This window comes from Azospirillum sp. TSH20 (assembly GCF_003115935.1).
In the GTDB taxonomy this organism is placed as follows: domain Bacteria; phylum Pseudomonadota; class Alphaproteobacteria; order Azospirillales; family Azospirillaceae; genus Azospirillum.
Genome location: NZ_LGQU01000022.1, coordinates 353,997 through 366,643, shown reverse-complemented (window position 1 = coordinate 366,643; position 12,647 = coordinate 353,997). Strand labels below are relative to the sequence as shown.

General features: G+C 68.5%; 12 protein-coding genes. 2 read left to right on the top strand and 10 right to left on the bottom strand.

Going from position 1 to position 12,647, the window contains the following annotated elements:
- Positions 1-150 precede the first annotated feature (150 nt).
- From TSH20_RS07185 to TSH20_RS07145, 9 genes are all read right to left on the bottom strand, one after another.
- Positions 151-1,086 (bottom strand): ribose-phosphate pyrophosphokinase, encoded by a 936-nt coding sequence (locus tag TSH20_RS07185; RefSeq protein WP_085090015.1) that lies wholly within the window; start codon positions 1,084-1,086, stop codon positions 151-153.
- A gap of 202 nt (positions 1,087-1,288) precedes the next feature.
- Entirely contained in the window at positions 1,289-2,056 is a 768-nt protein-coding gene (gene pgeF, locus TSH20_RS07180; RefSeq protein WP_109074061.1) for a peptidoglycan editing factor PgeF, read from the bottom strand.
- 132 nt (positions 2,057-2,188) lie between these two features.
- Positions 2,189-3,328, bottom strand: a complete 1,140-nt coding sequence (locus tag TSH20_RS07175) for an SAM-dependent methyltransferase (RefSeq protein WP_109074060.1) — start codon at positions 3,326-3,328, stop codon at positions 2,189-2,191.
- A 4-nt stretch (positions 3,329-3,332) separates the two neighbouring features.
- On the bottom strand, positions 3,333-4,154 hold the full coding sequence (lgt, locus tag TSH20_RS07170; protein ID WP_109074059.1) for a prolipoprotein diacylglyceryl transferase: 822 nt from the start codon (positions 4,152-4,154) through the stop codon (positions 3,333-3,335).
- An 11-nt stretch (positions 4,155-4,165) separates the two neighbouring features.
- Positions 4,166-5,152: an ADP-glyceromanno-heptose 6-epimerase gene (gene rfaD, locus TSH20_RS07165; RefSeq protein WP_109074058.1), complete on the bottom strand. Its 987-nt coding sequence runs from the start codon at positions 5,150-5,152 to the stop codon at positions 4,166-4,168.
- Between the two features lie 155 nt (positions 5,153-5,307).
- Positions 5,308-6,972, bottom strand: a complete 1,665-nt coding sequence (leuA, locus tag TSH20_RS07160; RefSeq protein WP_174757375.1) for a 2-isopropylmalate synthase — start codon at positions 6,970-6,972, stop codon at positions 5,308-5,310.
- 445 nt (positions 6,973-7,417) lie between these two features.
- Positions 7,418-8,140: an LrgB family protein gene (locus TSH20_RS07155; RefSeq protein ID WP_109074056.1), complete on the bottom strand. Its 723-nt coding sequence runs from the start codon at positions 8,138-8,140 to the stop codon at positions 7,418-7,420.
- Entirely contained in the window at positions 8,137-8,532 is a 396-nt protein-coding gene (locus TSH20_RS07150; RefSeq protein WP_109074055.1) for a CidA/LrgA family protein, read from the bottom strand. The genes TSH20_RS07155 and TSH20_RS07150 overlap by 4 nt, the downstream gene beginning before the upstream one ends.
- A 125-nt stretch (positions 8,533-8,657) precedes the next feature.
- Complete coding sequence (locus tag TSH20_RS07145; RefSeq protein ID WP_109074054.1) at positions 8,658-9,107, bottom strand: YceI family protein; 450 nt, start codon at positions 9,105-9,107, stop codon at positions 8,658-8,660.
- A gap of 367 nt (positions 9,108-9,474) precedes the next feature.
- Here TSH20_RS07145 and TSH20_RS07140 point away from each other — a divergent pair, with 367 nt between their 5' ends.
- Positions 9,475-9,666, top strand: a complete 192-nt coding sequence (locus tag TSH20_RS07140; protein ID WP_109074053.1) for a hypothetical protein — start codon at positions 9,475-9,477, stop codon at positions 9,664-9,666.
- 70 nt (positions 9,667-9,736) lie between these two features.
- Positions 9,737-11,098 carry a PAS domain-containing protein gene (locus tag TSH20_RS07135; RefSeq protein WP_109074052.1) on the top strand — a complete coding sequence of 454 codons (1,362 nt, stop codon included), beginning with the start codon at positions 9,737-9,739 and terminating at the stop codon, positions 11,096-11,098.
- Here the strand turns inward: TSH20_RS07135 and egtB are convergent.
- The gene (gene egtB, locus TSH20_RS07130; RefSeq protein WP_247871190.1) at positions 11,095-12,426 is read right to left on the bottom strand and encodes an ergothioneine biosynthesis protein EgtB; all 1,332 of its coding nucleotides are present in this window, start codon (positions 12,424-12,426) and stop codon (positions 11,095-11,097) included. The genes TSH20_RS07135 and egtB overlap by 4 nt on opposite strands.
- Positions 12,427-12,647: the final 221 nt, after the last annotated feature.

Below are 12,647 nucleotides of genomic sequence, written 5' to 3'. Positions count from 1 at the left end.
CCCGCCGTAATGGCCCGCATCGCCGCGGCCACCGGCGGGCAGGTGACGGCGAATGATTTCCATGGGCTGGGGGAGGGGTGAGGGCGGATTGCGGACAACAAAAAAGGCCCTCTCCCGATGGGAAAGGGCCTTTTTGTGAAGCTGTCGCTCTTAGGAGAACAGGCTCGACACCGACCGCTCTTCGCTGATGCGCATGATCGCTTCGGCGAGCAGGGGGGCGATGGTCAACTGGCGGATGTTGCGCGACACGCGCACCGCTTCGGTCGCCTGGATGCTGTCGGTGGTGACCAGCTGCTCCAGAGGCGACACGGCGACGCGGGCGACCGCACCGCCGGACAAGACGCCGTGGGTGCAGAAGGCGTGGACCGACTTGGCGCCGGCTTCCATCAGCGCGACCGCGGCGTTGCACAGCGTGCCGCCCGAGTCGACGATGTCGTCGATCAGGATGCAGCGGCGGCCGTTGGCGTCACCGATGATGTTCATCACCTCCGACACGCCGGCGCGCTCGCGCCGCTTGTCGATGATGGCCAGATCGGCGTCCAGGCGCTTGGCCAGCGCGCGGGCGCGCACCACGCCGCCGACGTCCGGCGACACGATGGTGACCTCGCCGATGTTCTCGAAGGACTGGCGGATGTCCTTTTCGAAGACCGGGGCGGCCATCAGGTTGTCGGTGGGGATGTCGAAGAAGCCCTGGATCTGACCGGCGTGCAGGTCCATCGTCAGCACGCGGTTGGCGCCGGCCTGGGTGATCAGGTTGGCGACCAGCTTGGCCGAGATCGGCGTGCGCGGGCCGGTCTTGCGATCCTGCCGGGCGTAGCCGTAGTAGGGAATGACCGCCGTGATGCGCCGGGCCGACCCGCGCCGAAGCGCATCGATCGTCACCAGCAGTTCCATCAGGTTGTCGTTGGCCGGAGCCGAGGTCGACTGGACGACGAACACGTCCTCGCCGCGCACGTTCTCCAGGATCTCGACGAAAACCTCCATGTCGGAGAAACGGCGTACGCTCGCTTTCGTCAGCGGCACGCCGAGACAGGTGGAGATCGCCTCGGCCAGCGGACGGTTGCTGTTGCCGGCAAGCACCTTCATCGGGGTCGGCTCTCTTTGCAGGGATACGGCTCAAGGCACGTTGGACGCTTGCACGCCGTCGCCCCTTGAAAACGGGGCGGACCATAACAAAGGGCCGGGCGCATGTAAACGTTCCATGACGGTGTGGCCTTTCCCCATTGGGGAATGCCGCCCTGCGCGGGCGGCATGACCGTGGCCCACACCGTTGCCCGTTCGGGCTGGTTCAGGTCTGCAGGACGATGGCCGAAAGGCCGCGGCCGTAATCCGATTCGCCCCGAAGGCAGGAGCGGCGATAGCTGAAGAAGCGGTCCTCCTCCGCCACCGTGTCGTTGGGGCAGCGCTGGATCACCGTGACGCCGGAGTCGCCCAGCCGGCGCGTGACGTAGGCGGCCAGATCGAACAGGAAATGGCCGGGCTTGCGGGCCGGGGCGAAATAGTCGCGGTTGCGCGGGTCCTCCTCCTCGAACGGGGCGGGGAACTCCGGGCCGACCTCATAGGAGCGCTGGGCGATGCAGGGACCGATGCAGGCGACGATCCGGTTCGGCTTGGCCCCCAACTCCACCATCCGGGCGACGGTCGCCTCGATCACGCCGCCCTTGGCGCCCTTCCAGCCGGCATGGGCGGCGCCGATCACCCGCGCCTTGCTGTCGGCGAACAGCACGGGCGCGCAGTCGGCGGTCAGGATGCCCAGCGCGATGCCCGACTGGCGGGTCGCCATGGCGTCGGCCTTCGGCGCCGTCTCCGGCGTCCAGGGCTCCTCCACCACCACGCAGGTCGGGCTGTGGACCTGATGGCAGGTGACGAGATTGCCGGGCTCCACCTCCATGCGCGCCGCGGCGCGGGCACGGTTCTCATGCACGGCGGCGCTCGAGTCGTTGGACCCCAGCCCGCAATTCAGCGAGGCGTAGAGCCCGGTGGACACCCCGCCGGTGCGGGTGAAAAAGGCGTGGCGGATATGGGTGATGTCGTTCAGCGCGCCGAGTGTGATCACGAACGCCGTCCTTCCCTGTTCTGTGGCCTCTCTCATGCCCAACAGGGCAGGGGGCCGCGATACACCGTCCGCCCGGATTGTTCCGGTGGCGGTTACGGTGCGGTGTCTCTAACCGGTTTCGGCACTTATTGGTCAGAAGCCCGCCGGCGGGGTGGCGTCGGCGAAGGCTCCGGGCGTGGCAAGCGCGACCAGCTTGAACAGCCTGCCCATTTGCGCCGGATCGATCAAGCGGTCCAGCGCGCCGCCGATGTCCTGCGCCTGGGCCGGGCTGGCCTTCGCCGACAGGGCCGACGCCCGCTGGCGGATGCCGAGGCGGGTCAGCCATTCCCCCTGCTCCACCGGGCCGAAGGATTGGGCGCCGCTCTCCCGTGCCGCCGCGGCGATGCCGGCGAAATCGACATGGGCGGTCAGGTCGGCCTCGCCCGGCGCCTCCAGCACGGGGGCATAGGCATGGCGGCGCATCGCCTGCAGCGTGTCGCCCACCGCCGGACCCTGGGCATAGCCATAGTCGATCACCAGCGCTGCGCCAGGAGCCGCCGCCAGCCGGGCGCCGATCAGCCGCGCCACCGCCTGCGATGCGGGGGAGACCTCGACCACGCTGCCGTCGGGCGCATCGCGGAGTGCGTCCGGCACCAGCCGGCTGCCGGAGCTGCCGAACGCCTCCAGCACGAAGCGGAAGCGCGGCTCGCCTTCCGTGCTGTCGGGGTCGATGTCGACCAGCCGCTCGAACCAGCCATGGTTGGTCTTCTGCACCTGACGGATCGGCAGGGCGTCGAAGAACTCGTTGGCGATCAGGATGGTCGGGCCGTCCGGCACATCCTCCAGCCGGTCGTGCCACTGGACGGAGTCGCCCAGGATCGGCTGCAGCGTCTGGCGCTGGCGATCGCGCAGGTGCGGGCTGGTTTCCACCAGATGGACGATGGCATTGTCGCGGAACAGCGGCAGCACCGCCGCCGCCCGCAGCACGTCGGCCATCAGCGTGCCGCGGCCGGGACCCAACTCCACCAGATGGAAGGGGCCGGGACCGCCGAGCCGCGCCCAGGTATCGACGCACCAGAGCCCGACCAGTTCGCCGAACATCTGGCTGATTTCCGGCGCGGTGGTGAAGTCGCCGCCGCTGCCGAACGGGTCGCGCCGCATGTAGTAGCCGAAGCGCGGGTGGCCCAGCGCCTCCGCCATGAAGGCGCCGACGCTGATCGGCCCGTCCATCACAATCCGGCGGGCCAGCAGGCGTGCCAGAGTGTCCGGAGCGGCGCTTTCGTCCCCCGCCATGGCGTCAGGCCGCGATGGCGTGGCGCCGGCCGCGCACGACCAGCCACAGCCCGACGGCCAGCATCGGCAGCGACAGCAGCTGTCCCATCGTCGCGCCGGCGAACAGGAAGCCCAACTGCGGGTCGGGTTCGCGGAAGAACTCCACGATGATGCGCGACAGGCCGTAGCCGATCAGGAACAGCCCGCCGACCGTGCCCGGCCGGTGGCGCAGCGCCGGGGTGCGGATGGCGATCGCCAGCAGGATGAACAGCACCACGCCTTCCAGCGCCGCCTCGTAAAGCTGGCTGGGATGGCGCGGCACCTGCAACGGATCGCGCGGGAACACCATGGCATAGGCGAAGTCGGGGGCCGGCCGGCCATACAGCTCGCCATTGATGAAGTTGGCGATGCGGCCGAAGAACAGACCGATCGGCGCGCAGGCGGCGATGATGTCGCCGAAGACGAAGGGCGAGATGCCGCGGCGCCAGCAGAACAGCCCGATGGCCGTCAGCACGCCGACCATGCCGCCATGGAAGGACATGCCGCCATGCCAGACCTGAAGGGCGTCCAGCGGGTTTTCCATGTAGTAGGGCAGGTTGTAGAACAGCACATAGCCGATCCGCCCACCCAGGATGGTGCCGATCACCGCCCAGGTCAGGAAGTCGTCGAACTCCTCGGGCTTGGGCCGCAGATCGGGGTCGAGCCGCGCCAGCCCCATGCAATAGCGCCAGCCCAGTACGAACCCGGCCAGATAGGCCAGCGCGTACCAGCGGACGACGACTGGGCCGACGGCGATGGCGACCGGATCGATGGTGGGAAAGGCGACGACTGGCAGGGTGGCGAACATAGGAACTCCGGTCAGCGGTACGGGTCGGGCTGCGACAGGAAATCCTGCACATAGCGCCGGACACCCTCTTCCAGCTCGGTGAAGGGCTGGTCGAACCCGGCGGCGCGCAGGCGATCCGTCGTCGCCTGCGTGAAATATTGGTATTTGCCGCGCAGATGCTCAGGCATGTCGAAGTACTCAATCCGGGGAGGCAGCCCCAGAGCGGCGAAGGTCGCCAGCGCGAGGTCCTTGAAGCTGCGCGCCTTGCCGGTGCCGACATTGAACAGGCCGCTGACCTCCGGATGGTCGTACAGCCACAGCATCACGGCGACGCAGTCGTCGACGTGGATGAAGTCGCGCAGCTGGCCACCATCCTCGAAGCCGTTTTTGTGCGACTTGAACAGGCGCGCCGGATTGCCGGCCGTCAGCTGCGGATACAGCTTGGCGACCACGCTCATCATGTCGCCCTTGTGGGCTTCGTTGGGGCCGTAGACGTTGAAGAACTTCAGCCCGGCCCATTGCGGCGGCACAAGATCGCCGCCGGCGACGGCGCGGGCGATGCGGCGGTCGACCAGATGCTTGGACCAGCCATAGGCGTTCAGCGGCCGCAGCCGCGCCAGCCCATCGCAGGAGCCGTCATCGTCGAAACCGGCGGCACCGTCGCCATAGGTGGCGGCCGAGGAGGCGTAGATCAGCCGGCAGCCACGCCAGGAGCACCAGCGCCACAGCTCCAGCGTCAGCGCGACATTGTTGGCAACGATCTTGTCGACATCCCGCTCGGTGGTGGCGGAAATGGCGCCGAGATGGAAGACGGTGTCGATCTCGGCCGCATGCTGGTCGAGGAAGGCCAGCGTCTGCTCCGGCGGCACCAGGGCCGCGACCTCGCGCTTGGCGAGGTTCTGCCACTTCTCGCCATCACGGAAGCGGTCGATGACCGCCACGTCGGTGATGCCGCGCGCAGCCAATGCCGCGACAAGGTTGGACCCGATGAAGCCGGCCCCGCCGGTGACCACGATCATAGCGCTGTCCGCTGTTGCTCGACGCGTTTCGTGGGGACTTATAGGCGGGCGGGGCGGTGGGGGCAAGGTTGGGGGCGTGCGGGCTTGCGATGCCCCCACCTCAATCCTCCCCCGCTGGGCGGGGGAGGCTAGGTGGGGGTATCGAAGCCAGAACCTTACCGCGTCGCCCGGTTCGCGGCGCTCACCAGTGCCCGCAGCGAGGCGGTCACGATGTCGGCGTCGATGCCCACGCCGAACAGCGTCCTGTCGCCGGTCTTCACCTCGACATAGGCGCAGGCCTGGGCGTCCTCGCCGGAGCCGATGGCGTGCTCGCGGTAGTCGACGACGTGCAGGTCGGTGCCGCAGCCCTGGCGCAGGGCGTCCAGGAAGGCGTCGATCGGGCCGTTGCCCTTGCCCTTGGTGGTGATGATCTCGCCGTTGCGGCGCATCACCACGCTCATGGCGCGGGCGCCGGAGTTCGGGCCGCGCGGTTCGGTCGAATGCTCGACCAGTTCCAGCGGGGTGTCGGCGTCCAGATACTCGGCCTTGAAGGCGGCATGGATGTCGGCGGGCGACAGTTCCTTGCCGGTCTCGTCGGCGACGCGCTGCACGACCTTGGAGAACTCGATCTGCAGGCGGCGCGGGATCTGCAAGCCGTAGTCCTTCTCCAGCACATAGGCGATGCCGCCCTTGCCGGACTGGCTGTTGATGCGGATCACCGCCTCATAGCTGCGGCCCAGATCCTGCGGGTCGATGGGCAGGTACGGGACCTCCCACTTGCCGGTGTTGGACTTGGTCAGCGCCTTTAGACCCTTGTTGATGGCGTCCTGGTGCGAGCCCGAGAAAGCGGTGAACACCAGCTCGCCGGCATAGGGATGGCGCGGGTGGACCGGCAGCTGCGTGCAGTATTCCGACACGCGGACGATCTCGTTGATGTCGTCGATGTTCAGTTCCGGATCGACGCCCTGGGTGAACATGTTCAGCGCCAGCGTGACGACGTCGACGTTGCCGGTGCGCTCGCCGTTGCCGAACAGGGTGCCTTCGACGCGGTCGGCACCGGCCAGCAGCCCCATCTCCGCCGCGGCGACGCCGGTGCCGCGGTCGTTGTGCGGGTGCAGCGAGATGATCGCCGATTCGCGGTTCTTCAGGGTGCGGCAGAACCACTCGATCTGGTCGGCATGCACGTTGGGCATCGACATCTCGACCGTGGCCGGCAGGTTCAGGATGACCTTGTTGGTGGGCGAAGCGCCCCAGGTCTCCATCACCGCCTCGCAAATCTCGACGGCGAAATCCAGTTCGGTGCCGGTGAAGCTTTCCGGCGAGTACTGCAGGACGATCTCGGTCTCCGGCGTCTCGGCGGCCAGCTGCTTGATCAGCTTGGTGCCGGCGACGGCGATGTCGACGATGCCCTGGCGGTCCAGCCCGAACACCACGCGGCGCTGCAGTTCCGAGGTGGAGTTGTACAGGTGGACGATGGCGCGCTTGGCGCCCTTGATGCCGTCGAAGGTGCGGCGGATCAGCTCCTCACGCGACTGGGTCAGCACCTGGATGGTGACGCCGTCGGGGATCTTGCCCTGCTCGATGATCTCGCGGCAGAAGTCGAAATCGGTCTGCGAGGCGGCGGGGAAGCCGACCTCGATCTCCTTGAACCCCATGCGCAGCAGCAGGTCGAACATCGCACGCTTGCGGTCCGGCCCCATCGGCTCGATCAGCGCCTGGTTGCCGTCACGCAGGTCGACCGAGCACCACATCGGCGCCTTGTCCAGGGTGCGCGACGGCCATTGGCGGTCGGTCAGCTTCACCTGGGGGAAGGGGGCGTATTTGGACGGGGACTTCGGCAGGGTCGGGATGTTGGTGGCGGTGCTGGTTTGGGTCGCGGTGCTCATGGCGTCGTTCGGCTCCAGTGGCGGCCCCGGGCTCAAGCGCTTCTGTGCGGGAGGGGGCGGCGGATCGGATTTTGAAAGGCGGAGGGACCGGCGAGGGGTACGGCCGCAGAGCCGCCGGAAGTGGCTCAGCGACCGTCGGTAAGTCGCAGTCCCGGCCCCTGCCGGGCGACGCCGATGCCGGCGCCTTTGCAAACATCGCTCATGGAACAGACACTTCGACCGATGGAAACGGGGGAGAACGCGACGAACCCGGACGCTTAAAGCGCCGGGCCGAGAAGTCGAAGAAGGGCGTTCTTGCGGTCGATGGTGTTCATGGGGCGCACTGTGCGCAGGTGCGGCATGGCTGTCAAGCCCGGATTGGCGAAAATCGGACTGCGGGATGCACCAACCATTGCCGCCCTCAGCCCCAGATCAAGTGGTACAGCGTCGGCAGCAGCAGCGCCGTCGCCAGCCCGTTCAGGCCCATGCCCAGCCCGGCGAAGGCACCCGCCACCTCGTTGACCTGCAGGGCGCGGGCGGTGCCGATGCCGTGCGCCGCCACGCCCATGCCGAAGCCGCGGGCGCGCCAGTCCTTCACCCGGACAAGGTTCAGCACCCAAGTGCCGAGGCTGGCGGCGACGATGCCGGTGATGATGACGAATACCGCGGTCAGCGATGGCAGTCCGCCGATCTGCTCCGACACGCCCATGGCGATGGGGGAGGTGACGGATTTCGGCGCCATCGACAGGATCGTCACCTTCGTGCCACCGCAGATCCAGACCAGCGCCACCGCGCTGAGTGCCGAGGCGGCCGACCCGACCAGCAGCGCCACCATCATTGCCAGGGCCGAGCGCCGCACCTCCTGGAACTGGTTGTAGAGCGGGACGGCCAGCGCCACCGTGGCCGGGCCGAGGAGGAAATGGACGAACTGCGCGCCGTCGAAGTAGGTGCGGTAATCGATGCCCGACAGGCTCAGCGTGCCGGCGATCAGGGCGACGGCGATCAGCACCGGGTTCAGCACCGGGCGGCGGCCCAGCTTCTCGAACACCCACAGGCCGATCTGGTAGGCGACCAGGGTCAGCGTCAGCCCGGCCAGCGGGCTGGCAGACAGATAGACCCAGATCTGGTGGAGATCGGCGCTCATGTCCGATCTCCCTTCGCCGAATTCCCGGCCGGCCGCACGTCCTCCAGCCGCGGATCGCTGCGGCTCAACAGGAAGGCCATCACCTTGGCGGTCACCGCAATGCCGAACAGGGTGCTGCCGAACAGGGCGACGATGATCGGCAGCGCCTCCGTCTCCAGGCGGGTGACATGCACCATCACGCCGACGCCGGCCGGCACGAACAGCAGGGACAGGTGACGCAGAAGCCCGCCGGCGGTGTCCTGAATCGCGGCCGGCACGCCGCCGCGCAGCAGCAGGCCGGCGAACAGCAGCAGCATGCCCAGCACCGGGCCGGGGATCGGCAGGTGCAGCAGGCGGGCGGCCAACTCGCCGGCCAGTTGGCAGAGCAGCAGGAGCGTCAGGGTTCCGAGCATCGCGGACTCCGATGGAAGGGGCGCTGTGCGTCCCTTCTACCGCAGTTGCGAAGGCGCCGGGCTGCATTCCGCGAATGCGAGCCTCGCGAATCGGCGATGAAGCTGGCTGGAATGCGGAAAGGGAGTTATTGCAGCTTAGTGCGGGCGTGCAGACCGCGGCGGACGACGGATTGGGCCTCCACCGTCACTTCCTTCTTGCCGAACAGGCGCAGGAAGATGGCGTTGACGGTGGCGTGGGCGCTGACCGTCAGCGTGCCGGCCGCCGCATCCTCGGCGATCGTCAGCGGCGACAGGTTCGATCCCAGAAAGCCGTTGGGGAAGGCCTTGTCGAAGAAACTGCGGATGTGGCCGTCGCGTTGTGAATCGAACATCACCCGACCGCCGGCCAATGCGGCGGCATCGACGGCTTGCGACAGCCGCGCCTCCACGGCATAGCTGCGCAGAGCATCGACGGTGCAGCCGGCGCCCAAAGCGGTCGGAATGGCGAGGATCAGCGCGACCACCAGAAGCAGGTGGCGGCCCGTCCGCCGGTCTTCGTGCCCGCCATAGGGCAGGGGACGATAGACCAAAGTCATTGCCGGCCTCCTAAGCAATTGCCTATGCAGAAAGGAGTGTTTTCGTTGGATGCATTACTCTTAGCATCATCCGACAAGCAGGCAAACCAGGAAATGCAGCAAAAGCACAGCAAAAATCGCGTCGCAAATTGCTATGTATTTTACGCAAAGGCGGTAACTCGAATTTGCGATGCTGCCCGCAAAGGGTAGAGCCCTCCACAGCAGGGGGAAAGCGCAGTCTCGACTTTGAAAACGCCTCCGAACCGAAATAGAGCCGAGACAAAAGCGGGGCAATCGGCCGTCGATCGAGCGCTGTTAAGGGTTCGTTCGTCCTCTCCGCCGGTAGGCTGGCATCCTGACGCCTTGATCCATGCCGGAGCCGCCAGCGATGCCGTTCTTCCAAATTCCTTTCCGCCACCGTTCAGGAGCGCGCCGGCCGGCCCGGCCGCTGCTGGATCATGCGCTGGCGGTTGCGCTGGTGGCGCTGCTGCTGTTCGGGCTGTCGGGGGAGGTGCGCGGCGCGCTGGCCGGCCTCATGACGCAGGTGGAGGGGGCACGGGCGGCGGTCATGGCGCGCTGAACACGCACGCGGCTTCTCCGTTTCCGTTCTGCCGGCTAGACTCGGCATGAAATGACGGGGAGACGGCCCGATGAAGGGCGGCGTTTGGCGCGTGGTGATGCTTGGACTGGCGGTGGCCGCGGCCGCGCTGGTCTTTCTTGGCGTGGAAATCACGCAGCTGGCGGCCGATAACCGCACCGCCTTCACCCGCGGGCTGGCGATCTGCGGACTGGGCCTGCTGGCGGTCTGGTTCGTCTTCTCCCGCCTGTCGCGCCATTTCCGCGACCTCGACCGTCTGTCGGACCGCCTGTCCGGTGCCCGCAGCCGGGTGGATCTGGAGCCGATCTCCGGCGGACCGGGCGGCGAGCTGGCGCGTCTTGCCGAAGCGGCGAGCCTCGCCCGTGGCGGTGAGCGCGGGCTTGGCGACGGCCCTCTGGGGGTCGGACCACTTGGGGGCGGACGCGCGGACCGGGCGTTGCGGGCGGTGCTGGCCTTGGCCGACGATCCCCTGCTGGTCCTCGACGAACTCGGGCATGTGGAACAGCTGAACCCCGCCGCCGCACGGCTGTTGACGGTGGAGGAGGGGGCCGACATCGGCAAGTCCCTGCTTCGCGACGATCTGGCCCGTGCGATGGAGCGGGCGCGCGGTGGCGGCGCTCCCGTCACCGCCATGCTGCGCCGGATCGAAGAGGGCGAGCTGTCGGCACGGATCGCCGATCTGGGTCTGAGCGCCGGTGCGATCCTGTCCTTCCCCGCCCGTGGCATGGCCCATGCCGCCGGGCTCAGCGGCAAGCGCACGCTCAGCCTGCGAGTGGCCCATGCCGCCGGCCCGCTCGGTGATGAGGAGCCGCTGGCGGCCTTGCCCTTCGTCGCTCTCTGGGTGGCGACGGCGGGGGTGGAGCCGGACAGCGGTCCTGTGATCGCGATCGGCACCGTGCGGCTGGTGGGATCGCGCATCTTCCCCACCGTGTCGCTCGCCCTGCTGATCGACCCCATCGACCCCGTCCCGGCCGAGGCGACCGCCCGTCACGGCATCGGCACCGTCATGGTGGCGGGCGAGCGTCCGTTCGCCGCGGTGTGGCCGGCGATCCAGGACGCGCTGCACAATTGCATCGCCGTCGGCATCGGCATCGACTCGAGCCTCGCCGCCCTCGCGCGGTCGGCCGCCCAGGCGGGTATCGCCGATCCGGCGCTGCCGCCGTCGCTCGACCTCGGTACGTTGGCGGCGGCGTTGGATCCAGCTTTGGCCGGCGCGTCGCCCGACCGGTTGGCCGAGGCCTTCGGCGTCCCCCGCCACCCGCGCAATGGTCCGCAGGGGGAGGCGCTGTTCCAGGCCGAACTGGCCGTGGCGCTGCTGTCCCGCCTGACGGAGCGCGGGATCCTCACCCAGGGGCAGGCGCGGGCGCTGACCGCCGGCGCGGGCGGACAAATCTCCCCGCAAGTCTCTCCTTAAGCATCTTCCGCCAGCCGGAACCCGCTCACCGACAGCCGGGTCTCCGGCCGCAGATAGTGTCGCGTCCAGGGGCCGGCATGGTCGAAGGGCGTCAGACAACTGCCCCCGCGCAGGACCATGCGGTTGGCGGCAAGCCGGCCGTTGACCGCCTCGTCCGGAACGGCCTTTTCCGCGCCGTGGGGCCGGCGGTAGCCGGGGTACGTCAGGAAGGCGTCGCCGGTCCATTCCCACACATCGCCGCACATCTGCCAGGGGCCGGTGCCGTGGCAGGTCCCGGCGCGGGGGTGGCGGTGGCCGGAGCCCAGCAGATTGCCCATGCTGTCGCAGCCGGCGGCGACCGCCTCCCACTCCGCCTCCCGCGGCAGGCGCTTGCCGGCCCAGCGGGCGTAGGCGTCGGCCTCGTACCAGCTGACATGGCAAACCGGCTCGTCGGGGTCGAGCGGCTGCATGCCGTACAGGGTGAAGACCTGCCAGCGGGCGCCGGACCCGAAGCCGCCGCGCTCCCAATAGAGCGGGGCGCTCCAGCCTTCGGCGTGCGCGGTCTCCCAGCCGTCGGTGAGCCAGAGCGAGCGGTCGCTGTAGCCGCCGGCGTCGATGAAGGCCAGGAACTCGCCGCAGGTGACCGGGCGGGCGGCCAGCCGGTAGGGTTCCAGCCAGACGCGGTGACGCGGCCCCTCATGGTCGAAACCGGGCAGCGGCGCCGGCCTGCCGACCTCGACGAGGCCGCCGGGCTGCTCCAGCCAGCCATCGGGCGGGGCGCCGAGATGCGGGTGGTCCGGCGCCTCTTCATAGGCCGGACGCAGCGGGTTGCACCACAGGGCGTGCTTGATGTGCAGCAGCATCCGCTCCTGGTGGCGCCGTTCATGGGCGATGGCCATCATCAGCGCCGATTCGGCGGCCTCCCAAAGCGATCCGTCCAGCGCATCGATCAAATGCAGCACCGCGCCGTTGATCTGGTCGCGGTGGCGCATGATCTCGGCCGCCGTCGGACGCGACAGCACGCGGGGAGGCGCGGGGCCGCCGTCGGTGCGGGCGGCGAACAGGTCGAGGAAGGCCGGGTCGGCCGGCCGGTAGCCGGGGCTGAAGGGGATCAGCACCGCGACTTCGAACAGCCAGCTGGTGTGGGCGAGGTGCCATTTCGCCGGCGCGCCGTCCGCCACCGTCTGCACCATCAGGTCTTCCGGCAACAGGGTGGCGACCAGTTCGGCGGTGCGGGCGCGCGCCTTCTGGAAGCGGGTGGCGAGCGTTTGCCGGCGCTCAGCGGCGGACAATCCGGCTGACGGTGCGGTGGGTGGCTCGGCGATCGGGCTGGCATGGGTGTCGGGCACGGGCGGTCCCTCCGAAATCCAGAGCTTTTCGGAGAGTGTCCGCCCGGAGCGCCCCTTTTGGAATGCATGCATCCGTGGTGTCGCCGTCACCGCAAATAGTGGCTGCGACCGGATGCCGCACCGGCAAGGGCGCGGAAGATGCTGGAAGGGTGTGCCAAAAACGAAAAGGCCGCCAGAAAGGCGGCCTTGTTCATTCGAAGCACAGCTCAGTGTCGGACAAG